This is a genomic window from Virgifigura deserti (assembly GCA_003576685.1).
GTDB classification, from domain to species: Bacteria; Pseudomonadota; Alphaproteobacteria; order Dongiales; family Dongiaceae; genus Virgifigura; species Virgifigura deserti.
Genome location: QOZR01000010.1, coordinates 15,619 through 39,990, shown reverse-complemented (window position 1 = coordinate 39,990; position 24,372 = coordinate 15,619). Strand labels below are relative to the sequence as shown.

Genomic DNA, 24,372 nt, shown 5'->3' with positions numbered 1-24,372 from the left:
GAAGCATCACACTAGAGGTCGCGGGCGACCTCCTCCATCTCGAAGCATTCGATCACGTCACCTTCCTGGATGTCGTGATAGTTCTCGAAGGCCATGCCGCATTCATAACCTTCCTTCACTTCGCGAACCTCGTCCTTGAACCGCTTCAGGGTCTTCAGGTTGCCTTCGTGGATGACCACGTCGTCGCGCAGCAGCCGCACTTTGGCGCCCCGCCGCACGACGCCTTCGGTCACCATGCAGCCGGCGATCTTGCCGATCCTGCTGATGGCGAAGACCTGACGGATCTGTGCATAGCCCAGGAACTTCTCGCGGATCGCCGGCGCCAGCAGCCCCGACAGCGCCGCTCTGATGTCATCGACGACGTTGTAGATGATCGAGTAGTAGCGGATATCGACATTGTCGCGCCGCGCCATCTCGCGCGCCTGCGGGTTGGCGCGGACGTTGAAGCCGATGATCATGGCGCCCGAAGCACGGGCGAGCGTCACGTCGGATTCGTTGATGCCGCCGACCGCCGCATGCAGCACGCGCGCCGACACCTCGTCGGTGCCCAGCTTGCCGAGGCTGGCGGTGATCGCCTCGAGCGAGCCCTGCACGTCCGACTTCACGACGACCGGGAGCTCCTTGGTCTCGCCGGCGGCGATCTTCGAGAACATCTGCTCGAGCGTGCCGCGGCCGGCGGTCGCGGCCTGCGCCTCGCGCTGCCGGTGCTGACGGAACTCGCTGATTTGACGGGCGCGCGCCTCATTCTCGACGACGACGAAGTCGTCACCGGCCATCGGCGTGCCCTGCAGGCCCAGCACCTCCACCGGCATCGCCGGGCCGGCGCTGTCGATATTCTCGCCCCGATCGTTGATCAGGGCGCGCACACGCCCCCATTCGCTGCCGGCAACGAAGATGTCGCCGACACGGATCGTGCCGCGCTGAACCAGCAGGGTGGCGACGGCGCCGCGGCCGCGCTCCAGCCGCGCCTCGACGACGGCGCCGCTCGCCGGCCGGTCGGGATTGGCGCGCAGCTCGAGAAGCTCGGCCTGCAGCAGGATCGCCTCTTCGAGCTTGTCGAGATTGGTCCTGGCCTTCGCCGAGACTTCGACCGTCAGCACATCGCCGCCCATCTGCTCGACGACGATCTCGTGCTGCAGCAGCTCCTGGCGGACCCGGTCGGGATTGGCGTCCGGCTTGTCCATCTTGTTGATGGCGACGATCACCGGCACCCCGGCGGCGCGCGCATGATGAATCGCCTCCACCGTCTGCTGCATGATGCCGTCGTCGGCGGCGACCACCAGGACCACGATGTCGGTCACATTGGCGCCACGTGCGCGCATCTCGGTGAAGGCCGCGTGGCCCGGCGTGTCGATGAAGGTGATCTTCTGCCCCGACGGACGCGTGACCTGATAGGCGCCGATATGCTGGGTAATGCCGCCGGCCTCGCGCGCCGCCACGTCGGACGAGCGCAGGGCGTCGAGCAGCGACGTCTTACCGTGATCGACGTGGCCCATTACCGTCACCACCGGCGGCCGCGACTGCAGCAGCGCCGCCTCGTCCTCGTCGCCCATCAAGCCGACCTCGACATCGGCCGAGGACACGCGCTTGATGCGATGGCCGAACTCCGCGGCGATCACCTCCGCGGTGTCCGCGTCGAGCGACTGATTAATGGTGGCCATGATCCCCATCCGCATCAGCGCCTTGATCACGTCAGCGCCGCGCTCGGCCATACGGTTGGCGAGCTCCTGCACCGTGATCGTCTCGGGAATGACAACGTCGCGAATCACCTTCTGTCCCTCGCTCCGCAGCTGCTGTACGCGCTGCTTCTCGCGCTCGCGGGCGCGGCGCACCGAGGCAAGGCTGCGCATCCGCTCCTGGTCGTTATCGTCGAGCGCCTGGACGATGGTCAATTTACCGGCTCGGCGACGTGGCTCTCCGCGCCGCACCGGGGTCGCCGGCTTGGCTGGCGCCGGGCGCGCACCGGGCCGCTTCGCGCGGGTCGGCTGCTCTTCCTCCTCGGCGGTTTGGGCTGCCCGCGGGGCCTGTGCTGCAGGCGTCGCGGCAGGCGCGGGCGCCTCGGCCTCCGGCGCGGTTGCCGCGGGAGCATGCTCCTCCGTCGCTTCCGTCGCCTGGGGCTTGCCAGCGGCGGCGGCCTCGCGCTGTCGCGCCCGCTCCTCCTCCTGCTGGCGCTCCAGCTCGGCGGCGCGCTGCCGGGCCTCGGCCTCGGCCTGCCGGCGCAACTCGTCATCGCGCCTAGCGTCTTCCAGCGCACGCATGCGCGTGGCGCGCTCGCCAGCCGTCAGGTGGCGATGTGGGTGACCCCGCTCGTCGACGAGCAAGTCGGCCGAAGCGACGACCGGCGCCTCTTCCGCCGGCAAGCCCGGCTCGGCGTCCTGCACCTCGGTCATCCGCCCGCCGTCGCCCGGAGCATAGGTCCGCTTGCGCTTCACCTCGACGGTTACGGTCTTGGACCGGCCATGCGGAAAGCTCTGGCGAACCTGTCCGGCCTCCACCGTCTTCTTCAGCTCCAACCGGCCGGGCCGTGACAGCGTCAGTGGCTTCTTCGGTTCCTGCTCGTTTCTATTCATTCTCTCCGATCCAACTTCGTTCAGTCTCGTCCACCAATTCCGAGACGCGAATTCCGGCAAGGCGTTCAGCATCGACGGCCAAGCGGTCGGCAAACCCACCTGCCGCCACGGCCGCATGGACGACGGTTTCTCGCCCCAGGGCACCCGCGAGCTCCGCGCCGCTGAACAGATCGATCACCGGCAGGCCCGGCACCAAGTTGCGGAGCTTCCGACGCCCGTCCGCCGCACCGTCGCTCGCCGCCAGCAGAAGGCCGGCCCGGCCCGTCGACAGCCAGCCACGTACCTTCTCGAAACCAGCGACCGCTTGACCGGCCCGACGGGCGAGCCCGATCAGGTCAAGGCAGCGGCGCGTCAGAAACTGCTCGACCCGGTCGGGCAGATCGGCCGGCACCTTGACCGACGACCGCGCCGCCTTGGCGAACAGATTCTTCCGCACGGCCGTCGCCACTATATCCCGAGCCGGGCTCAGCCACAAACCGCGACCGGGCAACCGGTTCTCGATATCCGGGACCACCGTTCCGTCCGGCCCGACGACGAACCGCAGCAGCGACGCTTTCGGCCGCACCGTGCGGGTGACGAGGCAGCGACGCAGCGGACCCTTCGGCTCTCCCGATTCCGTGGCGCTCTCCGAGACGGCTTTTGTCTCAGTAGGCCCAGTGGGCAGCCCCGCCGGATCGCGCCGGTCCTGCATTCGCGTTCCCCTCTCCGCCGTCACGGCGCTGGCCCATGCCCTACGCGCCCGCAGTCTGCGACGTGTCGCCAGACGGCGTGTCGCCAGACGGCTTGGAAGCGTCGGGCGCCGACTCGTCGCCCTCGAACCAATGGGCGCGGGCGGCCATAATCACCGCGTTGGCATCGGCCTCGCTCATGCCATAGCTGCGCAGGATGCCATCGCCGGAGTCGACCAGCTCGGCCGAAGACAGGTCGGCGAGATCGTCCAGCGTCTTGACGCCGTTCTCGCCCAGGGTCACCAGCATCGCCGCCGTCAGACCCTCAATCGCGGACAGTTCCTCGGCAACGCCCAGCTCGCGACGCCGTTCCGTCAGCCGCTCGTCGCGCTGCTGGAGATAGACGCGGGCCCGCTCGCGCAGTTCCTGCGCCACATCCTCGTCGAAGCCCTCGATTCCGCTGAGATCCTCGGTCGGAACGAAGGCGACTTCCTCGACTTCGGTGAAGCCCTCGGTGACCAATAGATGGGCGATCACGTCATCGATGTCGAGGGCATCGATGAACATCTTCGACCGGGTGCGGAACTCCTCGGACCGCCGCTCCGACTCCTCCGCCTCGGTCAGAATGTCGATGTCCCAACCGGTCAGCATCGAGGCAAGCCGCACATTCTGCCCGCGACGGCCGATGGCGAGGCTCAACTGATCGTCCGGCACGACCACCTCGATGCGGCCGGCGTCCTCGTCGAGCACCACCTTCGACACTTCGGCCGGGGCAAGCGCATTGACGACGAAGGTCGCGGGATCCGGCGACCAGGGAATGATGTCGATCTTCTCGCCCTGCAACTCGCCGACCACCGCCTGGACGCGGCTGCCGCGCATGCCGACGCAGGCGCCGACCGGATCGATGCTGCTGTCGTTGGACAGCACGGCGATCTTCGCGCGGCTGCCGGGATCGCGCGCGACGGATTTGATCTCGATGATCCCGTCATAGATCTCCGGCACTTCCTGGGCGAACAGCTTGGCCATGAACTGAGGATGCGAGCGCGACAGGAAGATCTGGGGACCGCGCGCTTCCTCCCGCACGTCGTAGATCAGCGCGCGCACGCGGTCGCCGTTGCGGAAATTCTCCCGCGGCAGCAGTTCGTCGCGGCGCAGCATGCCCTCGGCGCGGCCGAGATCCACGGTGACATTGCCGAACTCCACCCGCTTGACGAGCCCGTTGACGATCTCGTTCTTGCGGTCCTTGTACTCGTCGTACTGGCGCTTGCGTTCCGCTTCGCGGACCTTCTGGACGATGACCTGCTTGGCGGTCTGCGCGGCGATCCGGCCGAAATCGATCGGCGGCAGATCATCGACGAGGAACTCGCCGACCGCGACGTCGGGCTTGCGCACCCGGGCGTCGACCGGCGAGATCTGAGTGAACTCGTTCTCCACGGGGTCGGCGACCTCGCGATAGCGCATCAGCCTGATTTCGCCGCTTTTTCGGTCGATCCACGCCCGAATGTCATGCTCGTGCCCGTATTTGGAGCGGCCGGCCTTCTGAATCGCCTGCTCCATCGCCTCAAGCACCTCGTCCCGCTCGATTCCCTTTTCACGGGCCACCGCATCGGCGACCTGGAGAAGTTCAAGCCGGGGGACGGCAATCGTCGTATCCATAACTAACCTCGGATTATCGGTTCACGCGTCTATCGGTCGCAGCGATCAGATCGTCGGTCAGGACGAGCTTCGCGCGCTGAATATCATCGACCGGCACCGCCGCCTCGCCCTCGGGCGTGGCGATCCGGACGAAGCCGTCCTCGAACCCGAGGAGCCGTCCGCGAAAGCGCTTGCGCCCCTCGACCGGGGCTCGCGCCTCCAGCTTCGCCTCGAAACCGGCGAAACGCTCGAAATCGGCGGGCCTCGTGAGCGGCCGATCGATGCCGGGCGAACTCACCTCGAGCGTGTAGGCGCTGGCGATCGGATCCTCGACGTCGAGCAGCGCCGAGACGGCGCGACTGATCTCGGCGCAGTCCTCGACCGTCATCTCCTGCTGGTCGGTGCGCTCGGCCATCACCTGGAGTGTCGACCGTTGTCCGCCCATCAGCATCACGCGGACGATGTCATAGCCCATCGCCGCGAGCGAGGGTGCGATCATGCGTTCGATCTGAGCCGCCTTGTCCATATTGCTGCCCGGGTTGCTGTCCGCCATTTCGTCCGACCGGCATCGCGGGGCCGGGTAACAAAAAAGGCGGGCCGCTGGCCCACCCTTTTTTCTTGGTTCCGCTCAAAAGGCAGAACTATGGGATTACTGCGGAATATAAGAGTTTCCGGCGCGACTGCAAGGTCTTTCTGGGGCTTTCCCTGGCAATCAGGAGCCGTCGACCGACGATGTGCGAGGTCGGCGGACGAAGCGGAAGAACACTGGCTTACGCCCCTCGCGCAGTGCCTTCTGCTCGTAGCGCGTCGGCGGCCAGTCGGCGGAACGCTCGCGCCAGTCACCCGGACGCCGCGCGAGCCACTGGAAGGCCGGATGGGGCAGGACCTGCTCCAGCACCCAGCGGATATAGGTCGGATCGTCGCTGGCCACGCGCAGCTCCGCGCCGTCGGCGAGCAGCCGCGCCAGACGATCCAAATTCTCGCGGCCGAGGAAGCGGCGGCGCTCATGGCGCGCCTTCGGCCAGGGGTCGGGAAAGAGCAGGAAGGCCCGGGCGATGCCAGCGTCCGGAAGCCGATCGAGCAGCGGCCGCGCATCGTCCGGGTAGATCCGGACGTTCTGGAGCGCCAGGCGGTCGATATGCCCCAGCAGGCTCGCGATGCCGTTGACGAAGACCTCGCAGCCGATGATGCCGACCTCGGGGTGCGCTCGCGCCTGTTCGGCCAGATGCTCGCCGCCGCCGAAACCGATCTCGAGCCAGACCTCCTTGCGCGGCGGGTCGAACAGCGCGACCGGGTCCAACGGCGCGCCTACCGGCGCCGGGTCGATGGCGAGACGCGGCAACAGCTCTACATAGAGCCGCTGCTGTCCGGGCCGGAGCTTCCGGCCGTAACGGCGACCGTAGAAGTTCGGCTGGCGCGCGAGTCCTGTCCCGATCATCCCCGGCAGGCGGAGAGCTCAAGCCAGGGCCGACTTCAGGTCGTCGACGAGATCGAGACGCTCCCACGAGAAGCCACCGTCCGGATCGGCGGCGCGGCCGAAATGGCCATAGGCCGCCGTCCGCGCATAGATCGGCCGGTTCAGCTCCAGATGCTCGCGGATCCCGCGCGGGCTGAGATCCATCAGCTTGCACAGGACCGATCCGAGACGGTCTTCACCGATCTGACCGGTGCCGTGCGTATCGACATAGACCGACAGCGGTTTCGCCACACCGATCGCGTAGGAGAGCTGAATCGTGCAGCGCTCCGCGAAACCGGCGGCGACGACGTTCTTCGCGAGATAGCGGGCGGCATAGGCGGCCGACCGGTCGACCTTGGTCGGGTCCTTGCCGGAGAAGGCGCCGCCGCCATGCGGCGCGGCACCGCCATAGGTATCGACGATGATCTTGCGGCCGGTCAGACCGGCATCGCCGTCGGGACCGCCGACCACGAAGCGGCCGGTCGGATTCACGTAGAAATCCTCCTCCGGACACATCCATCCGTCCGGGAGCACGTTCAGCACATGCGGCCGAACGATCTCGCGCACCGCGTCCTGGTCGAGGTCCGGGCCGTGCTGGGTCGAGACGACGACCGAGGTCGCGCGCACCGGCTTGCCGTTCTCATAGAACAGCGTGACCTGGCTCTTCGCGTCCGGGCCGAGCCCCGGCTCGGCCCCGGAATGACGGGCTTCGGCGAGCGAGCGAAGAATGTTGTGCGCGTAATAGATCGGCGCCGGCATCAGCTGCTCGGTCTCGTCGCAGGCATAGCCGAACATGATGCCCTGGTCGCCGGCCCCCTCGTCCTTGTTGCCGGCGGCGTCGACGCCGCGCGCGATGTCCGCCGACTGCGCATGCACCAGGACCTCCACCGCCGCGTTCTGCCAGTGGAACCCCTCCTGCTCATAGCCGATGTCCTTGATCGCGTGCCGCGCGACCTCTTCCAGCAGTTCCTTGGTGACGGATGCCGGGCCGCGCACCTCGCCCGCGAGGACCACGCGGTTCGTGGTCGCCAGAGTCTCGACGGCGACGCGGGAATAGGGGTCCGCGGTCAGGTAGGTGTCGACGATCGCGTCGGAAATGCGGTCGCAGACCTTGTCCGGATGGCCTTCCGCGACGGATTCGCTGGTAAAGAGATAGCTGCTTCTGGGCACGCCTGACCCCTATCGTTTGGAAACTCGAAAAACCGGAAATGCCATGCGCCGGCCTCGATGCAATGGGAGGCAGCCGCGACGGGCGATGGATCATGTTGCAAGGGGCGCAGCCGGGTCAAGCGTCTTCGCTATCCCGCCCTGCGCTGAGGTGGGTGCGATCAGGCCTCGGTCTTACTGGTATTGGCGAGAGATTTCGTCAGTTCGAAGATGCGCTTGCGCACCTGCGGATCGGTGATCCGGTAATAGGCGCGCACCAGTTCCAGGGTTTCGCGCTTGGCCATCGGATCGGGCTCGAACGGCTCCGGCTTCTGCTCCGCCAGCCCCTTGAGGCGGCTCGGAGAGCGCGAGGAGGTGCCGGGCGCCATGTCCTCGAAGAAGAAGGAAACCGGCACGTCCAGAACGCGGGAGAGATCGAACAGCCGGCTGGAGCCGATCCGGTTCGCGCCGCGCTCGTACTTCTGAACCTGCTGGAATGTCAGGCCGATCGCCTCGCCGAGCTTCTCCTGGCTCATGCCAAGAAGCGTGCGGCGCAGCCGAACCCGGCTGCCGACATGAATGTCGATCGGATTAGGATTTCCGATGCTGGCTGTGCGGCCGGACGGTTTGCGACCACGAGGCATGACGCCGATATCCTTCAGGTTCGATCAAGCCGATTCAACTTCGACGCGAACCTTAATTAAACAGGCGCAGGAAGACGGTCAACACGAGACTTTCCGGTGGCCGTCCGGGTGGCTGTCGGGCGGAGCGCCCCATCTCGTATCGGTTTAATGGGGTAACATACGACTTGTGGATCACAACGATCGAGGGATCCAACGCCGCAGCGCGACCGCCACCAGCCCGACAAGCGCCAGAAAGGCTGCCAAGCTCCAGTCGCCGAACCGGGCGTAAGGGGTGAGGCCGGGCGCCGGTTTCGGCAGCGGAACATCGAGAACGCCGGTTTCGCCGAGCCCGAGCCGTGCCGTCACCCGCCCATAGGCATCGACGACGCCGGAAATTCCGGTGTTGGCGGCCCGCACCAGCGGCAAACCCTCCTCGACCGCCCGCAGCCGCGCGCTCGCGAAATGCTGATACGGGCCGGAACTGATGCCGAACCAAGCGTCGTTCGTGAGGTTCAGCATCCAGCCCGGGCGCGCCTCGTCGTCCACGACGGCGCCCGGGAAGATCACCTCATAGCAGATCAGCGGACTGACCGGCGGCAACCCCGGCAGCCGCAGGGTCTGCGGCCCCGGCCCGGCGGAAAAATCGATGCTGCCCGGCGTGATCTTCGACAGGAAGGGAAGGAAATCGCGCAACGGGACATATTCCCCGAGCGGCACCAGGTGAAACTTGTCGAAGGTGCCGAGGACCGTCCCCGCCTCGTCGATCGCGACCATGCTGTTCCAGACCTGCGCGAGCGGACCGGAGGCAGGCGCGCCGCGCGGCGCGCCGGTGAGCAGCATCCCGCCCGCCGGCGCCGCTGTCGCGAGAGCGGAACGGATCTGCGGCTCCCGTTCGATCAGGAAGGGGACCGCGGTTTCCGGCCAAACGACATGGCTGACCGAATCGAAGCCCGGCGTATCGAGGGTCAGGCGCAGATGCTTCGCGAGCTGCTCTTCCCGAGACCCGTCGCGGCCTTTGCGGCTGGGGTCGATGCCGGCCTGCACCAGCCGCAGCGTGACGCCCTCGACCGTCTGCTCGTCGGCACTGACCAGGCGCAGGGCGCCACCGACCCAGAGTCCGGCCAGGATCAGCAGACTGGCCGCGACAGGGCCCATGCCGCGCGACCAGCTCAGCCACTGCCGGGCATGATGGCCGGCCGGAGAAGCACCAGCAGCCGGGGAGAAATCCCGAGAAATCCCGTCGGCGCATACCGCCGGCAGTCCCGCGGCAATAAGCGTGACGAGGCTGAGTCCCCAGATTCCGGCGATGGCGGCGAACTGGATCATCGGCTCGGAGAAGGCCCAGACATAGCCGAGAAGGTTCCAGGGAAAGCCGGTGAAGATCCAGCCGCGCAGCCACTCAAACCCAGTCCAGGCGATTGCGAGGACGAGAATACGCGCCACTCCGCCGCCCAATCCGGCGTTCCAGGCGAGCCGCGCCGTCAGCGCCGCGAGCCCCGGGAAGACCGCGAGCAGCGCCGCGAGACCGCCGACCACGAACGGAATCATCCAGGCGAACTTCTCCGGCTCAGTCAGCAGGGCATGGGCGATCCAATAGATGCCGACGCTGAAATGGCCGAGACCGAACCACCAGCCAACGGCGAAGGCGGCGGCGGGCCGGCGCACGCCGTCGATCAGCCAGATCAAGCCGGGAAAGGCGATGAAAAGCAGCGGCACCGCGTGCACCGGAGGCATGGCCAGGGCGGCGAGGGCGCCGAGCAGCAGCGCGAACCGGGCGCGGCGCCATCCTTCCAGGCCGCGCACCCACAAGACCAGGGAGGCGATGGTGACCCGCATCCTGCCGCCGCCGACGCCCGGCAGCAGAATGCCGGCCGGATCGCGAGCGTCCGCTCTCCGAGGCCGAGCTCCCCCGGAGTCGAATCGCCTGGGGTCAGCCGTCATCGGCCACGGATGGCAGGTTGCGGACCCGCAGGCGCTTGATCCGGCGCGGATCGGCATCGAGCACCTCGAATGCGACGCCGGACGGGTGGGTGATCAGTTCGCCTCGGCTGGGAATCCGGCCGGTGAGGGAGAAGACGAGGCCGCCGAGGGTATCGATATCCTCCTCGCGCTCCTCGTCCGACAGGATCGGGCCGACCCGCTCCTCGAACTCGTCGATCGTGGCGCGCGCGTCGGCGATCAGCGTCCCGTCCGGCCGGTCGATCAGCTTCGGCCCCTCGTCAATGTCGTGCTCGTCCTCGATCTCGCCGACGATCTCCTCGACGACGTCCTCGATCGTGATCAGGCCGTCGATGCCGCCAAACTCGTCGACCACGAGCGCCATATGGATCCGGCTGAGGCGCATCTGCAGCAGGAGGTCGAGGGCCCGCATGGACGGCGCGACGAACAGCACCTGACGGGCGATCGACGCCAGATTGAACTTGCGGTCTCCTGTCGAGCAGGCCAGCACATCCTTGATATGGACCATGCCGACGACATCGTCGAGCGTTTCCCGGTAGACGGGAATCCGCGAATGGCCATGCGTGCTCATCATGCGGACCAGGTCGGTCAGCTCGATATCGATCGGCACGGCGATGATGTCGGCGCGTGGAACCATCACGTCGTAAGCCGTGAGATCCCGCAGCTTCAGGATGTTCAGCAGCAGACTGGTTTCGTCGCGGCCGATCGGCAGCTCGTCGGATTCGGCTTCTCGCTCCTCGATCAGCTCCTCGATCGCGTGACGGAGCGAATCCTCGCCGTTGCGGCCGCGTCGCAGGCTGCGCAGCCAGTTTCGCAGGAATTGTAAGGGAGATGAGTCATCGGAGGCCCCGTCAGCACGGGGCGATCGCATAGGGGCTGGGTCGCTCATTTCATTTTACGGGTCGACGCCGACATGGCCGCCTGTGAGGCTCAACAGTCCTCTCAGACATGCGCCGGCGAACCCGGATCCACCTCCATCGAATAAGGGTTGGCAATGCCGAGCTTCGCGAGGACCGACACCTCGAGGGCCTCCATCATCTCGGCTTCGCCCGCATGCTCGTGATCATAGCCCAGAAGATGCAACACACCATGAACGACCAAATGACTGAAATGATCGGCCAGGGCCTTGCCTTGCATCGCCGCCTCGGCGATGACGGTCTCGCGGGCGAGGACGACGTCGCCCAGCATCACGGGCATATCGGCGGGCGCCGCAGGCTCCGCCGACAAACTGCCGAAGGATAACACATTCGTCGGTCGATCGATGCCCCGATACTGCCGGTTGAGCCGATGCACGAGGCCGTCGTCCGCCAGGACGAGGCTGAGTTCGATCGGCGCGTCACCGGACGCGAGGCCCGCTAGAGCAGCCCCCTCGAGCGCCGCCCCCTTGAGCGCGGCCCGGACGGCGCGTCGGCCGAGCGCGGCCGCAGCCGGCATGTCCTCACGCCAGTCCGGCGACAACAGGCTTACGACAATGTGGGTGCGTCTACCCATCTCTTACGGCGTGAGCGAAGCGCCGCCGGCATGCGTCACGACGGCTGCCTATCCCCCCGATCCGCCCCCCCGTCCGCCCTCTGGCGTGCGGCCGGAGCGGCTTTCTCTCCACGGTCGCGGGCATCATAAGCGCGCACGATGCGCGTCACCAGCGGATGACGGACGACATCGGCATCGGTGAACCGCACGAAATCGACGCCGGTCACGCCCTGCAGCGTCTCGACGGCGTCATGCAGTCCCGATCGGGTCCCGCTCGGCAGGTCGATCTGGCTGAGGTCGCCGGTCACCGCCATCCGCGAGTTCTCGCCGAGGCGCGTCAGGAACATCTTCATCTGGATTGGCGTCGTGTTCTGCGCTTCATCCAGAATCACGAAGGCGTTGGTCAGCGTGCGGCCCCGCATGAAGGCAAGCGGCGCGACCTCGATCTCACCGGTCGACAGCCGCTTCATCACCTGCTCGGCCGGCATCATGTCATAGAGCGCGTCGTAGAGCGGCCGCAGATAGGGGTCGACCTTCTCGCGCAGGTCGCCCGGCAGAAAGCCCAGCCGCTCGCCCGCTTCGACCGCGGGACGCGAAAGAACGATCCGATCGGCCTTTCCCTTCATCAGCATGGTCACCGCGACGGCGACGGCAAGATAGGTCTTGCCGGTTCCGGCTGGGCCAAGGCCGAAGACAAGATCGTGGTCGTGCAGCGCGCGCATATAGGCGGCCTGGGCGGCGGAGCGCGGCGTGATATGGCGCCGCTGCGTCCGCAATGCCGCGTCTTCGGGGTTCAGCTGGCCGAACAGACCCGGCTCGCCATTGCCGTCGTCGGCACGGGCCATGCGCAGGGCGGCATCGACCTCGGTGCGATCGACATCGAGGCCGCGCTTCAGCCGCTGATAGAGGGCGTTCAACGCGGCCCGAGCGGCGTCGACCGACGCCGCCGGCCCCGAAATCGCCACTTGGTTGCCGCGGGACACCACAGAGACACCCAGCTCCTGCTCGATCCGGGCGAGGTGCTGATCATGCTCGCCGAACAGCATCGGCAGCAGGCGGTTGTCGTCGAACTCGAGATGGATCGGCGGCTCGACCGTGGTGGCGGGCAAATAGCTCAAAGGCAAAACCCTCTCTGTTATCCGCCCCCCTCTCGGGGGCGGAGCGCCGCTCCGGCGGCAATGGCCCCGCCGAGGCTGTTGGTATGGACGGCATCGATCGCGACATCGGCGACGGCGCCGAGCAATTCGTCCGGCGCCGCGACATGGACCCCCTGCAGATAGGGGCTGCGGCCGACCAACTGACCCGGATGGCGACCGTGCCGATCGAATAGGACCGGCAGGACCCGGCCGACGGTCGCTTCGTTGAACGCCGTTTGCTGCCGATGCAGGAGATCCTGCAGGCGCTCCAGCCGTTCGCTCTTCACCGGGTCCGGAACCTGCCCCGGCATCGCGGCCGCCGGGGTCCCGGGACGTGCGCTGTATTTGAAGGAGAAGGCCTGCGCATAGCCGACCTCCTCGACCAGCCGCAGGGTGGCCGCGAACTCCGCCTCCGTCTCCCCCGGAAAGCCGACGATGAAGTCCGACGATAGCGCGAGATCCGCACGGCGGTCCCGCAGCCGGTCGACGATGCGCCGATAGTCGTCGGCGCCATGCCGCCGGTTCATCGCCGCAAGGATGCGGTCCGAGCCCGACTGCACCGGCAGATGCAGGAACGGCATCAGGGCCGGCACCGCGCCATGCGCCTCGATCAGCTCCTCGTCGACATCGCGCGGGTGCGAGGTCGTGTAGCGGATGCGGACAAGCCCGTCGATCTCCGCCAAATGCCCGATCAGCCGGCCCAAGCCCCATTCGGCCGGCGCGCCGCCAGTACTGCGCGGCGCGGCACCATGATAGGCGTTCACGTTCTGTCCCAGGAGCGTGATCTCGCGGGCGCCGGCGGCGACCAGGCGGCGCGCCTCGGCCTCGATGTCGGCCACCGGCCGCGAGAACTCCGCGCCCCGGGTATAGGGAACGACGCAGAAGGTGCAGAACTTGTCGCAGCCCTCCTGCACCGACAGGAACGCACTGAGCCCTTGAGGGGCCGCGGCTTCCGGCAAGTGATCGAACTTGGATTCGACCGGGAAGTCCGTCTCGAGCACACCACGGCCCGCCGGGTCGCCTGTCTTTCCGACTGACCCCACAGCGGCCCCCGCGCGATGGGCGCGCGCCACCATCTCCGGCAGCCGATGGTAGGTCTGCGGCCCAAGGACGATATCGACATAGGGGGCGCGGCGCAGGACCTCGGCTCCCTCGGCCTGCGCGACGCAGCCCGCGACGGCGATGACCATCCGGCCGCCCTCGGCCTCCTTCGCCGATTTCACCGGCCGCAGCCGGCCCAGCTCGGAATAGACCTTCTCGGCCGCCTTCTCGCGGATATGGCAGGTGTTCAGGATCACCATGTCGGCATCCGCCGCGCTGTCCACGGGGGCGTAGCCGAGCGGTGCCAGGACGTCCGCCATGCGACCGGAGTCGTAGACGTTCATCTGGCAGCCGTAGGTTTTTATGAAGAGTTTCTTTGCCAAGGAAGCTCTTGCTACCCGGCCTCGGGGCGATTGCGGCCCAGCACGATCAGGAATCCTACGCTATATTGCGTCATTGATAGACATTATAATGTTTCATCAGGTCGGAGCTTTCAAGAGTTCCGCTTCGCTTAGCCGACCTGCGCCCGGACTTCGACCTCAGCCGAGGCCGCGGGACCGGCGAGAGGCCGACCGGTGATCGCCCGCACCATGCCGTCTGCCACCGCACGCTGGCAGTACTCCGCGAGCGCCTTGCGCGACCCCGTATCGTCGATGCTGACCGGCTGGTGAAACTCCACGACAATCGTGACCTTGCCGAGCCCGGCCAGGCACCACAGGTGGCCGGCCAGCTCCATATCGCCGTACCAGGCGAAGAACGGCCGCAGGCCGCGCCCGATCGGGATTCCGTTGAGCCGCGCATAAACAATGGAGACGGGCTGTACCGGGAGGGCCGCGCCGCTGTCGAGACGGCGCTCCGCGGTGCTGAAAAGGGCGCTGCGGAAGGGGAGGAGGCGATTGCCGTCGTCGCTGGTGCCCTCCGGGAACAGGATCAGGTTCTGGCCGGCCTCCAGCCGCTTCGCCATGTCGTCGCGCTGATTGCGCGTGCTCCGCCGCTGACGGTCGATGAACACGGTGCGCTGCAGCTTGGCGAGCAGGCCGAAGAGCGGCCATGCCGCCACCTCGGCCTTGGCGACGAAGCAGCCGGGGATCAGGCCGCCCAGCACGGTGATGTCCGCATAGGAGCTGTGATTGGATACGAACAGCGTCGGCCGGGCCGTCGACATCGTTCCGCGGCACTCGACCTGCAGCCCGAGAATCCGCCAGCAGAGACGGTGATAGAAGACCGGCAACCGCTCGGCCAGGCCGCTGCCGATGGCCACCGCGACCGCCTGCACCGGGATGAGCGTCACGGTCAGCCCCAGATAAAGCGTCAGCCGAAGGATCGCGCGGAAAGGCGAACCGAGCGGCGCCGGCCCATCGGCTGCCCGGGGCGTGGTGGGACGTATTACGCGGGGCGGCTTTGACGGCACCGCTGCCGTCGCCTCGGTCATGCGCTCCAACCGTCGATCATCATAGGCGTTCAGTCGACACCCGGCCGGCTCGCCGCGTCCTCGCGGGTGTAGTGCCGATAATATTTGGCCGTAACTAGATCGGTCTTCACGACGATGCAGACGTCGGTGGTGTCGAACTGCGGATCGACCACGGCGCCGTCGCCAACGAAGCCGCCCAACCGCAGATACCCCTTTATCAGCGGCGGGAGCAACGCGATCGCCGCCCGGGGATCGATGTCGTCCGGCTTGAGCATATTCATGTCGACATAGCGCTCGGGCAGCGCCCGGGCGCGCAGCTCGGGCGGCGCCAGATGATGGTGATAAAGATAGGAAAGCGGCAGGGCCAGTTGCGCCGGGTTGGTCCCCGTCAAGCTCGCGCAGCCGAACATCAACGCAATCTCGTAATGCATCACGTAATCGGCGATGCCGCGCCACATCAACTGCATCACGGCGCGGGACCGATGGTCGCGACCGACGCAGGAGCGGCCAAGTTCCAGGATCTCTCCCGGAATGGCGAGAATGGCGCCGAGATCATACTCGTCGACCGAATAGAACTGGCCACGCTGCGCCGCCGTCGCCCGCCGCATCAGCCGATAGGTTCCGACCACCCCGGCCGCCCCGGCCCCGCGCCGATGATCAATGACGAGCAGGTGGTCGCAATAAGGGTCGAAGGAATCGAAATCGCGCCGCAAGGCCGCCATCTCCGGCGTCGGCTTGGCCGACATTTCCTCGTAGAAGACCGTGTAGCGCAGCGCCTGGGCGGCCTCGATCTCCTGGCGTGTCTCGGCAAGCCGCAACTGCAGGTCGCCGACGCGAATATCGACGGGTTTCGTTTTATCGAGATGCGCGACTGCCATTATGCGATTGTCCCCTTAGAATGTGATGTCGGCATGGCTCGGCCCTGCGCCAACCCTGAATCAACCCGCTCAGGACAGAGCGCAGGGCTGTCGCCCGGCTGCCGTGATGCCAGATGCCGCGTTGGATGTCGGTCGGCGCTCGCGATGCGCCCAACATCGCTCCCCTTCATCAGGCGCCGCGCAGTTCGCGCGCCGAACGGGCGCGGCCCTCTTGATCCACGGCCGGATGATGGCGCAGACCGCCGACAGGGTCTGTCAGACACTCTCAGCCTTCCGATTTCTTCCCTGCTTTCCCCGACTTCGAGTCGAGCGGCACCGCATATAGTTCCAGCCGGTGATCGATCAGCCGATAGCCCAGTCGCTCCGCGACCCTCTGCTGCAGCAGCTCGATCTCCTCATTCTGGAATTCGATGACCTCGCCGGTCTGCACATTGATCAGATGATCGTGATGCGTCTCGGGCGCCTCTTCATAGCGGGCGCGGCCATCGCGAAAATCGTGCCGTTCGAGAATATTGGCCTCCTCGAACAGCCGCACGGTCCGGTACACGGTGGCAATGCTGATATGCGGGTCGACATCCGTCGCCCGGCGATAGAGCTGCTCGACGTCAGGATGATCGGAAGCATCCGACAGCACGCGCGCAATCACGCGGCGCTGCTCGGTCATCTTGAGGCCCTTTTCAACGCACAGCCGTTCTATCCGCGAAGACATAACCCTACCGTAAGCGACACGTCCATTTGGTTTCAGTATAAACCAAACGGAGACTCCCGCCTATCGCTTAGGTCACCCAACCCGCGTCTCTATGTCTCGTCAACTGCTGCGGCGGCGTCTCGGCTGCGTGCCAAGCCCGATATCCTTCGCCAGCTTGCTGCGCTGTTTGGCGTAGTTTGGCGCCACCATCGGATAATCGGGCGGCAGGCCCCAACGTTCGCGATACTCCTCCGGGGACATGCCATAGGCCGTCCGCAGATGCCGCTTCAGCATCTTCAGCTTCTTGCCGTCCTCCAGACACACAATGTAATCCGGCATCACCGACTTCTTGATCGGAACCACCGGGGTCGGCCGCTCCGACGCCGGAGTCTGGACGCCACCCAGCATCGCCAAGGTCTGATAGACCTCGCGGATCAATTGCGGCAGATCGGAAACCGCCACCGTGTTATTGGAAAGGTGAGCCGACACGATATCGGTCGCCAGCGGCAATAGCTCATTGACTTTCGACTGCTCGCTCATCAAGCGTCTTTGCCTCCATCGAAGAGCAGGACGTTATGAAAAATAGGCATGTACCGATCAAAAGCAACATAGAAGATTCGAAAAATAAAAATTTTCGCAGACCTGGGCAGTTGTTTGTGACTACTTCTCCAACGCAACAGCCGAGGGGTCCGGAGCCCCGAATCCTGATGCGAGATGAGAGGTGCAAGAGACTTCCCAACGCGGACGAATAGACGGCGCGTCAAAGATCCGAACGGGGATCCGAACGGGACCTGTCCACCGTCTGCGCCGACATGATCAGCGCCGCGACGGGCGGGCCAGCGGCGCGACGGTAATAGCCGGATCGCCGACCGACGACCGCAAAGCCGTAGCGGAGATAAAACGCCCTCGCGGCGATGTTGTCCTCCGCCACTTCTAGAAGGACCCGCACGGCGCCGCCGCCCGCCGCGCAATCCAACGCCCGTTCGAGGAGATACCCGCCGACGCCCCGGCGCCGACGATCCGGCGCGACGCCGATCGACAGGATCTCGGCCTCGTCCGCCGCCACACGCGCCAGGAGGAAGCCGGCCGGCAGGCTCGCGGCCGAGGCCAAGAAACCGAACGCGCCCGGCATCGCCAGCAGCGCCGCGATGGCCGGCTCGTCCCACCGATCGTCGAAACAGGCCGCATGGAGAATGGCTAGGACCTGCAGATCAAATGGCCCGACGCTGTCGACGCGGATATCTTGGTCGTCCATCGGGCCGTTCATCGGCCGGCGTCGCGCGGCGCAGTCACAGCCGGCGCACGGAGATAGAGCGGCACCGCCGGCAGTCCCCCCGGTGTTTCCCCGGACGTCCCCCTGGACGTTCCTGAGGCAAACAGCCGCGCCGCGATTCGGGCGACATGGGCGGCGTCGGGCAGGTCGCCGGCCGTGGCGTAGGCGATGTCGGCGGCGCACCGGGTCGCCAAGCCGGAGAGCACCGGGCGCGCGAGAGCCACGCCGTCCCCGGCCACGATCACGGGGCCGTCCGGGATCCAGTCTTCCAGTGCATCGACCGACAGGACGGCCGGCGCACCAAGCGCTTCCAGTTCGGCATCGAAGCGCTGGGCGAACAGGTCGCTCCGCTTGGTGTCGAGCAGGACGAGCAGCGTGCGGCCGGTACGCTCGGCCGGCGGCACAGCCTCGGCGACGGCCGCGAAGGTGGTCACACCGAGAGCCGGAACGCCGGTCGCAAGCGCGAGTCCGCGCGCCGTCGCCAGCCCGATCCGCAGCCCGGTGAAGGCGCCGGGCCCGACGGTCGCGGCAATCAGGTCGAGTTCGTCGAACCCGGCCCCGGCCGCGGCCATCGTCTCGATCACCATCGGCAGCAGCGCCTCGGCATGACCGCGCGCCATCGCCCGGTAACGATGGCCGGCCAGCCTTCCCTGCCGCCACAGCGCGGCCGAGCAGGCGCCGGCGGCGGAATCGAGCGCGAGAACCGTGGGAGATGCGGTCCGGGACACGGTCATCGGACGCGCCAAGGCCGGTTGCCGGCGAGCGTGCGATCTTGAATTCGCCCGTCTTGAATTCGCTTGGCGGCATGATAGGACTGGGCGCCGCACCGATATGCCTGGACCGTTCGACCGAGGACCGCCCCTTCATGAGCCTTCTGGAAATCACCCCGCCCGAGTACGACATCGAAATCGCGCTGGCTTACGCCACGCCCGACAATGTGACCGGCGCCCCGATCTATCGTCATGCGCGATGCTATCTGCATCCGGATGCGGCCGCCTGCCTCGCCCGCGCCATCGAGCTTGCGGCAGCGCTCGGTCTGCGCATCAAGATCTTCGACGCCTACCGCCCGACCGAGGCGCAATGGGTCTTGTGGAACAAGTTCCCGAATCCCGAATTCGTTGCCGATCCGCGACGCGGCTCGCCGCATTCGCGCGGCGCGGCCGTTGACCTGACGCTGGTCGACGCAAGCGGGCGAGAGCTCGAGATGGGAACCAAATTCGACGATTTCACACCGCGCGCGCACCACGCCAATCTGGAGGTGTCGGTCGAGGCGCAGCGAAACCGCGCCATCCTTCTCGGCGTGATGACGGCGGCGGGATGGGACTTTTACCGGAATGAATGGTGGCATTATCAACTGTTCAACGCGCGGCAATATCCACTTTACAGCGACTCGGCGCTGAAGGCCGGTCTGATGTAGCCCGGCTAAAGCACCGAGCAAGCCTCGTCGAATGCGAGGCGCGGGCTGCGCGGCTGCAGAGCCGATCGATCGCCATAGCCGAGATTGCATAGAAAATTGCTCTTGATGCGCCCGTCAGGGAAGAACTCCGCATCGACCTTGGTATTGCTGAAGCCCGACATCGGCCCGCAATCGAGGCCGAGCGCCCGCGCCGCGATGATGAAATAGGCGCCCTGCAGGGATCCATTGCGGAACGCCGTGGACTCGATCGCCTTCGGCTTTCCGGCGAACCAGCTCCGGGCGGCCGGGTCTTCGGGGTACAGCCGCGGCAGCAGCTCGTAGAACTCGAGATCGCGGGCGATGATCGCCGTGACCGGCGCGCTCATGGTCTGCCGGACATTGTCCTCGCTCAGCGCCGGCCGCAGGCGCTCCTTCGCGTCCGGCGACTTGACGAAGACGATCCGCATCGGGCTGCAATTGGCGCTCGTCGGCGCCATCTTCGCCAGATCGTAGGCGGCCTCCAGGACGACATCCGACACCGGCTTGTCGGTCCAGTGCCGGTGCGTTCGAGACTCGCGAAAGATTCGGTCGAGCGCCGCGTCGCTGAGAATTTGGTCCATGCTCCGCCCTATCCCCTTCGCCCGTCCGGCGCCGCAGGACTCGGTTCGGCCCGTGCGGGCGAACCGAGCCGGTGGGCATCTATTGGATCGCGCGGACCTCGAGCACTTCGGGAACATAGTGCCGCAGCATGTTCTCGATGCCCATCTTCAACGTCGCCGTCGAGCTCGGACAGCCGGAGCAGGCGCCCTGGAGATGGAGATAGACGACGCCGTCCTCGAACCCGCGAAAGATGATGTCGCCGCCATCCTGCGCGACGGCCGGGCGCACCCGCGTGTCGATCAGCTCGCGAATCTGCTCGACGATCTCGCCTTCCTCGCCATCCTGTTCGGCAACGGGCTCGGCCGCGGCGTCGGCCAGGATCACCGGCCGGTTCGCCGCGAAATGCTCCATGATGATGCCGAGAAGGGCGGGTTTCAGCACGGACCACTCCTTCCCCTCGACCTTGGTGATCGTGACGAAGTCGCTGCCGAGGAATACGCCGGCGATGCCTTCGACCTGGAACAGGCGCTGTGCCAGCGGCGACCGCTTCGCCGTCTCGGCCTCGGGGAAATCGGCCGTGCCCGTTTCCATGACCGTGCGGCCCGGCAGAAACTTCAGCGTTGCCGGATTGGGCGTCTGCTCGGTCTGGATAAACATGCCTGACCTCCTGGTTGACCGATTGAAAAGGGGAGCGACTGGAAGATGGCCCAGGTAATGCCTAAGTTCAAGTCCTCAGCCTCTGGTCCTGGACCTGTGGCCCTGAAGTTATGGACGGGATTTCGCGACATGACTGGATTGTGCCCAATGCGCCCGCTGATCCCGGAGATCGCATGATGGCGCCCGACACCGCCGTTCTCCCGGACGCTGCCTCAGCCACCGCCTCAGCCGCTCAGGGGCAAAGCTGCGTCCACGGGGTCGCGGCGTGGCTGCTGCGGGAAGGGCGGGACCTGCCGGACTCCAAGGCGGTGATCGGCGAGTTCTGCCGGCGGCTCGTGGCGGAAGACTTCCCGCTGGCGCGCCTATCCGTGGGCACGCGGACGCTGCACCCGCAGGTGCTCGCCATCGGCTTCGTCTGGCGTCGCGGCGACGCGGAACCGACGGAAAGCCAGCGCGAGCACGGGATCCTCGAAAGCCCGATGTATCTGAAGAGCCCGATGAAGGCGCTCCATGACGGGGCGCCCGAGGTGCGGCGGCGCCTCGAGGGGCCGGAAGCGGTGTTCGACTATCCCATTCTCGTGGAGTTGCGCGAGGAGGGGATGACGGACTATCTCGCCTTGCCGATGCGGTTGAGCGAGGGGCGGTGGAGCACCGTCACGATCGCCACCGACCGGGCGGGCGGCTTCACCGACCGGCAGCTCGCGAGCTTCGCCGATCTCATTCCGGTCCTGGCGCTGGTTCTCGAGGTGAAGGAGACGCAGCGTATCACCGCAACGCTGGTGGAAACTTATCTGGGACGCGACGCCGGCCGCCGGGTGCTGAGCGGCTTGGTGAAGCGCGGCGACGGCGTGACCATCGCCGCCGCCCTATGGTATTGCGACCTGCGAGGCTTCACCCGCATGTCGAACCAGTTGTCGCGCGATACGGTGATTAGCCTGCTCAACGACTATTTCGAATGCATGGCCGGCCCGGTCCACGCCCGTGGCGGTGACGTGCTGAAATTCATCGGCGATGGGCTGCTGGCGATCTTTCCGATCCGCGACGACCTCGACCGCGACCGGGCCTGCACGACGGCGCTCGAGGCGGCGCGCGAGGCGCTGGACGGTCTGGGCCGGCTGAACGGCCGCCGCCGGGAAGCCGGGGAACCGCCGCTTGAGATCGGCCTTGCGCTCCATACCGGGGCGGTCATGTACGGCAATATCGGCGCGCCGCAACGGCTCGACTTCACGGTCATCGGCCCGGCCGTCAATCTCGTGTCACGGATCGAGGGCCTGTGCCCGGTGCTTGGATATCCGCTCCTCGCCTCGAAACGCTTCGCCTCGCCCTGCGGGTCCGAGCTGGTTTCCGTCGGCCGTCATCGGTTGAGGGGAATCGAGGAGGAGCAGGAACTCTTCACCCTGCCGGAGGCGATGCAGGCGCGATAGGCGCAAGCGGGAGAACCGGAGCATCAGCTGATGCTCTCGATATCCTCCTCGGACAGGCCGCCGGGAACGATCGTGATCGGCACCCGCAGGCGGCCGATGAACTTGCCGGTCAGAGCGGAGATCAGGGGCCCTGGTCCCTTCTGACTGGTTGCGGCGCCCAGAACCAGGATCGAGATATCCGGCTCCTCGTCGATCAGCTTCAGAAGCTGATCGCGTCGGTCGCCTTCGCGCAGATAGAGCACCGGCAGCGTGCCGGAGAGACGGTTCACCTCGGCGGCAACATTCTGGAGGAGCTGTTCTGCCGCCTGCCGGCTCTCCTCCTGCATCAACTCGCCGACGGTCATCCAGTGCTGGAACTCCGCCGGTTCGATCACGTGGAGCAGGGCGACGTGGCCGCCGGTCGCGCGCGCGCGCCGGCAGGCATAAAGCAACGCGACCTTGAGCTCCGGCGTCTCGTCGACGACAACCAGGAAGACGCGGCCCGGTTTCTTGTCCGGAGCTTCCGGCGCGGCGGCGGCCGAAGCCGGAGTTTCGGGATCACTCATGCCGATCAAACCCTTCGGAACACGAGGTGGGCGGACCATCCTGCCATCAGGGCGCCGATGATCGCAAGAACGCCATAGAGAGCCGCCCTGTTGTGCGCGAAGTCGAAGATCTCCGCGCCGATGCCGATCTTGCTGATGATCAGCGGCGAAGTCTGCGCGCTGACCACCTCCCCATCGCGAACCAGCAGGACTTCGACAAGATAGCTGCCGGTGGGCACGTTGGCGGGAAAATAGATCTCGGTGCGGAACAGCCGCTCGCCCAGGAAGGTCACCTGCCCGACCTCGCCGCTGAACAGGCCGGCCCGCTGCTTGTTCCGGATCAGCGCATCGTGATATTTCTTCAGCCGCGACTCGCGGATGCCCTCCGGGGCCTGGAACTGCAGGTTATCGACACCGATCTGCTGCCGCGACAGCACCTCCGGCTGGACGATTTCGGCGAGCGGGCGGCTGCTCGCCACCGCGTAGAAGCTCGGCACGCCCTCGAAGGTGATGCTGCCGCGATTGACCCAGATGCCGAGCGTCCGCCGCTTTCGCCGGACCGTCACCTCGCTTTCCGGCCCGCGGACGACGACGATCACCTCGCCCTCGCCTTCGGTCGCGCCGAACAGCAGAACCTCGGTCCCGGTGAACCCGGCCGTGATCGCGATAAGATGGCTGGAGAGATCGGCGACCAGGGTTTGGGACCGCGCCTCGGCCGTGACCGCGATCAGGATCAGCCAGGCCGTGGCCAGCCGGGCAAGAGTCGACCCCGGCGTCGCCCCCGGGCTCGACACCGAGGCCGCCTCCGGCTGGCCGGATCGCTCTTGCGACTTGGATCGGCGGCGAGGGATCAAAGGCCGCCCTCCGTCGTCGCGATCGAATAGAGGTCGCCGGGCGGCGCCGTCATTTCATAGGCGAGGCGACCGCAGACGACGAGAACGAGAAGGGCAAGCAGGATGCGAAGGTGCTCGGCCGGCAGCCGCGCGCCCGTCCGACCGCCGATTTGTGCGCCGATGACGCCGCCGATCACCAGCAGTAGCGCCAGCACCACATCGACGGTCTGATTCTCGACCGCCTGCAAGAAGGTGACGTTCGCGGCCACGAAGATGATCTGGAACAGCGACGTGCCGATGACGATCGCCGTCGGCATGCCGAGGAGATAGATCATCGCCGGCACCATCAGGAAGGCACCGCCGGTCCCCATGATCGCCGCCAGCATGCCGACGATGAAGCCGACTCCGATCGGCAGCAACGCGCTGATATAGAGCCGCGACTTGCGGAACCGCATCTTCAGCGGCAGGCCATGCACCCAGGTATGCTGGTGCAGCTTGCGGGGCGCGCCGGGGCGGCGGCGGCGGCGCAGGAGGGCGCGCACGCTCTCGAACAGCATCAGGGCCCCGACCAGCCCCAGAAACAGCACGTAGGTCAGGCCGATAACGAGGTCGATCTGGCCGACGCTGCGCAGCAGGCTGAAAAGGATGACGCCGATCGTCGACCCGATGAGGCCGCCGATCAGCAGCACCAGCCCCATCTTGAAATCGACATTATCCCGGCTCCAATGAGCGAGCACGCCCGATACCGAGGAGGCGACGATGTGATTGGCCTGCGTCGCGACGGCCACGGCGGGCGGCACGCCGATGAAGATCAGGAGCGGCGTCATCAGGAAGCCGCCGCCGACGCCGAACATGCCCGACAGAAACCCGACGAGCCCGCCCAGCCCCAACAGGAGGAAGACGTTGAGGGACATCTCGGCTATCGGCAGGTAGATCTGCATCGCCGAGATTTATGCTGCCAGAACCATTAAAGAACCGCGCACG

At 66.5% G+C, this 24,372-nt stretch carries 25 protein-coding genes; 2 read left to right on the top strand and 23 right to left on the bottom strand.

Annotation, left to right across the window (positions count from 1 at the left end):
• Positions 1-11: 11 nt before the first annotated feature.
• From infB to tsaB, 18 genes are all read right to left on the bottom strand, one after another.
• On the bottom strand, positions 12-2,570 hold the full coding sequence (gene infB, locus DT069_RS17130; RefSeq protein ID WP_119461543.1) for a translation initiation factor IF-2: 2,559 nt from the start codon (positions 2,568-2,570) through the stop codon (positions 12-14).
• Positions 2,563-3,261, bottom strand: coding sequence for an RNA-binding protein (locus DT069_RS17125; RefSeq protein ID WP_119461542.1), 699 nt, complete (start codon positions 3,259-3,261; stop codon positions 2,563-2,565). The genes infB and DT069_RS17125 overlap by 8 nt, the downstream gene beginning before the upstream one ends.
• Positions 3,262-3,301: 40 nt before the next feature.
• On the bottom strand, positions 3,302-4,894 hold the full coding sequence (nusA, locus tag DT069_RS17120) for a transcription termination factor NusA (RefSeq protein ID WP_119461541.1): 1,593 nt from the start codon (positions 4,892-4,894) through the stop codon (positions 3,302-3,304).
• A gap of 13 nt (positions 4,895-4,907) precedes the next feature.
• Positions 4,908-5,399, bottom strand: coding sequence for a ribosome maturation factor RimP (rimP, locus tag DT069_RS17115; RefSeq protein WP_119461716.1), 492 nt, complete (start codon positions 5,397-5,399; stop codon positions 4,908-4,910).
• 186 nt (positions 5,400-5,585) lie between these two features.
• Positions 5,586-6,311: a tRNA (guanine(46)-N(7))-methyltransferase TrmB gene (trmB, locus tag DT069_RS17110; RefSeq protein WP_119461540.1), complete on the bottom strand. Its 726-nt coding sequence runs from the start codon at positions 6,309-6,311 to the stop codon at positions 5,586-5,588.
• Positions 6,312-6,329: 18 nt separating this feature from the next.
• Entirely contained in the window at positions 6,330-7,499 is a 1,170-nt protein-coding gene (gene metK, locus DT069_RS17105; RefSeq protein ID WP_119461539.1) for a methionine adenosyltransferase, read from the bottom strand.
• Between the two features lie 158 nt (positions 7,500-7,657).
• Positions 7,658-8,119 (bottom strand): helix-turn-helix domain-containing protein, encoded by a 462-nt coding sequence (locus DT069_RS17100; RefSeq protein WP_119461538.1) that lies wholly within the window; start codon positions 8,117-8,119, stop codon positions 7,658-7,660.
• Between the two features lie 171 nt (positions 8,120-8,290).
• On the bottom strand, positions 8,291-9,934 hold the full coding sequence (gene lnt, locus DT069_RS17095) for an apolipoprotein N-acyltransferase (protein ID WP_119461537.1): 1,644 nt from the start codon (positions 9,932-9,934) through the stop codon (positions 8,291-8,293).
• A 94-nt stretch (positions 9,935-10,028) separates the two neighbouring features.
• A complete protein-coding gene (locus tag DT069_RS17090) occupies positions 10,029-10,928 on the bottom strand; it encodes a hemolysin family protein (protein WP_425450330.1) in 900 nt (299 codons plus the stop codon).
• 71 nt (positions 10,929-10,999) lie between these two features.
• Positions 11,000-11,548: an rRNA maturation RNase YbeY gene (gene ybeY, locus DT069_RS17085; RefSeq protein WP_119461535.1), complete on the bottom strand. Its 549-nt coding sequence runs from the start codon at positions 11,546-11,548 to the stop codon at positions 11,000-11,002.
• Positions 11,549-11,583: 35 nt separating this feature from the next.
• Positions 11,584-12,573 carry a PhoH family protein gene (locus DT069_RS17080; protein ID WP_119461715.1) on the bottom strand — a complete coding sequence of 330 codons (990 nt, stop codon included), beginning with the start codon at positions 12,571-12,573 and terminating at the stop codon, positions 11,584-11,586.
• Positions 12,574-12,662: 89 nt separating this feature from the next.
• Positions 12,663-14,087, bottom strand: coding sequence for a tRNA (N6-isopentenyl adenosine(37)-C2)-methylthiotransferase MiaB (gene miaB / locus DT069_RS17075; protein ID WP_119461534.1), 1,425 nt, complete (start codon positions 14,085-14,087; stop codon positions 12,663-12,665).
• Between the two features lie 128 nt (positions 14,088-14,215).
• A complete protein-coding gene (locus DT069_RS17070; RefSeq protein WP_119461714.1) occupies positions 14,216-15,136 on the bottom strand; it encodes a lysophospholipid acyltransferase family protein in 921 nt (306 codons plus the stop codon).
• A 29-nt stretch (positions 15,137-15,165) separates the two neighbouring features.
• Positions 15,166-15,993: a GNAT family N-acetyltransferase gene (locus tag DT069_RS17065; RefSeq protein ID WP_119461533.1), complete on the bottom strand. Its 828-nt coding sequence runs from the start codon at positions 15,991-15,993 to the stop codon at positions 15,166-15,168.
• Positions 15,994-16,258: 265 nt separating this feature from the next.
• Complete coding sequence (locus DT069_RS17060; RefSeq protein WP_119461532.1) at positions 16,259-16,702, bottom strand: Fur family transcriptional regulator; 444 nt, start codon at positions 16,700-16,702, stop codon at positions 16,259-16,261.
• Positions 16,703-16,801: 99 nt separating this feature from the next.
• Positions 16,802-17,221, bottom strand: coding sequence for a Ros/MucR family transcriptional regulator (locus tag DT069_RS17055; protein ID WP_119461531.1), 420 nt, complete (start codon positions 17,219-17,221; stop codon positions 16,802-16,804).
• Between the two features lie 220 nt (positions 17,222-17,441).
• Positions 17,442-17,936: a GNAT family N-acetyltransferase gene (locus DT069_RS17050; protein ID WP_119461530.1), complete on the bottom strand. Its 495-nt coding sequence runs from the start codon at positions 17,934-17,936 to the stop codon at positions 17,442-17,444.
• Positions 17,937-17,944: 8 nt separating this feature from the next.
• Positions 17,945-18,688, bottom strand: a complete 744-nt coding sequence (gene tsaB / locus DT069_RS17045) for a tRNA (adenosine(37)-N6)-threonylcarbamoyltransferase complex dimerization subunit type 1 TsaB (RefSeq protein WP_119461529.1) — start codon at positions 18,686-18,688, stop codon at positions 17,945-17,947.
• 131 nt (positions 18,689-18,819) lie between these two features.
• Here tsaB and ddpX point away from each other — a divergent pair, with 131 nt between their 5' ends.
• On the top strand, positions 18,820-19,371 hold the full coding sequence (gene ddpX / locus DT069_RS17040) for a D-alanyl-D-alanine dipeptidase (protein WP_119461713.1): 552 nt from the start codon (positions 18,820-18,822) through the stop codon (positions 19,369-19,371).
• A 5-nt stretch (positions 19,372-19,376) separates the two neighbouring features.
• Here the strand turns inward: ddpX and DT069_RS17035 are convergent, their stop codons facing one another.
• Both DT069_RS17035 and DT069_RS17030 read right to left on the bottom strand, forming a co-directional pair.
• A complete protein-coding gene (locus DT069_RS17035) occupies positions 19,377-19,970 on the bottom strand; it encodes a malonic semialdehyde reductase (protein WP_119461528.1) in 594 nt (197 codons plus the stop codon).
• 79 nt (positions 19,971-20,049) lie between these two features.
• A complete protein-coding gene (locus tag DT069_RS17030; protein WP_119461527.1) occupies positions 20,050-20,607 on the bottom strand; it encodes a NifU family protein in 558 nt (185 codons plus the stop codon).
• A 173-nt stretch (positions 20,608-20,780) separates the two neighbouring features.
• Between DT069_RS17030 and DT069_RS17025 the strand changes: the two genes are divergently transcribed.
• Positions 20,781-22,031, top strand: a complete 1,251-nt coding sequence (locus DT069_RS17025; protein ID WP_162913250.1) for an adenylate/guanylate cyclase domain-containing protein — start codon at positions 20,781-20,783, stop codon at positions 22,029-22,031.
• 23 nt (positions 22,032-22,054) lie between these two features.
• Here the strand turns inward: DT069_RS17025 and DT069_RS17020 are convergent, their stop codons facing one another.
• Genes DT069_RS17020 through DT069_RS17010 form a run of 3 tightly spaced genes read right to left on the bottom strand, consistent with a single transcriptional unit; the run spans position 22,055 to position 24,329 of the window.
• Positions 22,055-22,576, bottom strand: coding sequence for a universal stress protein (locus tag DT069_RS17020; RefSeq protein WP_119461712.1), 522 nt, complete (start codon positions 22,574-22,576; stop codon positions 22,055-22,057).
• 5 nt (positions 22,577-22,581) lie between these two features.
• Entirely contained in the window at positions 22,582-23,349 is a 768-nt protein-coding gene (locus DT069_RS17015) for a TIGR02186 family protein (protein ID WP_119461711.1), read from the bottom strand.
• Between the two features lie 56 nt (positions 23,350-23,405).
• Positions 23,406-24,329, bottom strand: a complete 924-nt coding sequence (locus DT069_RS17010; RefSeq protein ID WP_119461525.1) for a sulfite exporter TauE/SafE family protein — start codon at positions 24,327-24,329, stop codon at positions 23,406-23,408.
• Between the last annotated feature and the right edge of the window lie 43 nt (positions 24,330-24,372).

Bases quoted from the DNA above. Each gene is read 5' to 3' on its own strand.
- infB (WP_119461543.1), bottom strand. From the start codon at position 2,570: ATGAATAGAAACGAGCAGGAACCGAAGAAGCCACTGACGCTGTCACGG.
- DT069_RS17125 (WP_119461542.1), bottom strand. From the start codon at position 3,261: ATGCAGGACCGGCGCGATCCGGCGGGGCTGCCCACTGGGCCTACTGAG.
- nusA (WP_119461541.1), bottom strand. From the start codon at position 4,894: ATGGATACGACGATTGCCGTCCCCCGGCTTGAACTTCTCCAGGTCGCC.
- rimP (WP_119461716.1), bottom strand. From the start codon at position 5,399: ATGGACAAGGCGGCTCAGATCGAACGCATGATCGCACCCTCGCTCGCG.
- trmB (WP_119461540.1), bottom strand. From the start codon at position 6,311: ATGATCGGGACAGGACTCGCGCGCCAGCCGAACTTCTACGGTCGCCGT.
- DT069_RS17100 (WP_119461538.1), bottom strand. From the start codon at position 8,119: ATGCCTCGTGGTCGCAAACCGTCCGGCCGCACAGCCAGCATCGGAAAT.
- lnt (WP_119461537.1), bottom strand. From the start codon at position 9,934: ATGCGGGTCACCATCGCCTCCCTGGTCTTGTGGGTGCGCGGCCTGGAA.
- DT069_RS17090 (WP_425450330.1), bottom strand. From the start codon at position 10,928: ATGCGATCGCCCCGTGCTGACGGGGCCTCCGATGACTCATCTCCCTTA.
- ybeY (WP_119461535.1), bottom strand. From the start codon at position 11,548: ATGGGTAGACGCACCCACATTGTCGTAAGCCTGTTGTCGCCGGACTGG.
- DT069_RS17080 (WP_119461715.1), bottom strand. From the start codon at position 12,573: ATGCTGTTCGGCGAGCATGATCAGCACCTCGCCCGGATCGAGCAGGAG.
- DT069_RS17070 (WP_119461714.1), bottom strand. From the start codon at position 15,136: ATGACCGAGGCGACGGCAGCGGTGCCGTCAAAGCCGCCCCGCGTAATA.
- DT069_RS17065 (WP_119461533.1), bottom strand. From the start codon at position 15,993: ATGGCAGTCGCGCATCTCGATAAAACGAAACCCGTCGATATTCGCGTC.
- DT069_RS17060 (WP_119461532.1), bottom strand. From the start codon at position 16,702: ATGTCTTCGCGGATAGAACGGCTGTGCGTTGAAAAGGGCCTCAAGATG.
- DT069_RS17055 (WP_119461531.1), bottom strand. From the start codon at position 17,221: ATGAGCGAGCAGTCGAAAGTCAATGAGCTATTGCCGCTGGCGACCGAT.
- DT069_RS17050 (WP_119461530.1), bottom strand. From the start codon at position 17,936: ATGGACGACCAAGATATCCGCGTCGACAGCGTCGGGCCATTTGATCTG.
- tsaB (WP_119461529.1), bottom strand. From the start codon at position 18,688: ATGACCGTGTCCCGGACCGCATCTCCCACGGTTCTCGCGCTCGATTCC.
- ddpX (WP_119461713.1), top strand. From the start codon at position 18,820: ATGAGCCTTCTGGAAATCACCCCGCCCGAGTACGACATCGAAATCGCG.
- DT069_RS17035 (WP_119461528.1), bottom strand. From the start codon at position 19,970: ATGGACCAAATTCTCAGCGACGCGGCGCTCGACCGAATCTTTCGCGAG.
- DT069_RS17030 (WP_119461527.1), bottom strand. From the start codon at position 20,607: ATGTTTATCCAGACCGAGCAGACGCCCAATCCGGCAACGCTGAAGTTT.
- DT069_RS17025 (WP_162913250.1), top strand. From the start codon at position 20,781: ATGATGGCGCCCGACACCGCCGTTCTCCCGGACGCTGCCTCAGCCACC.
- DT069_RS17020 (WP_119461712.1), bottom strand. From the start codon at position 22,576: ATGAGTGATCCCGAAACTCCGGCTTCGGCCGCCGCCGCGCCGGAAGCT.
- DT069_RS17010 (WP_119461525.1), bottom strand. From the start codon at position 24,329: ATGCAGATCTACCTGCCGATAGCCGAGATGTCCCTCAACGTCTTCCTC.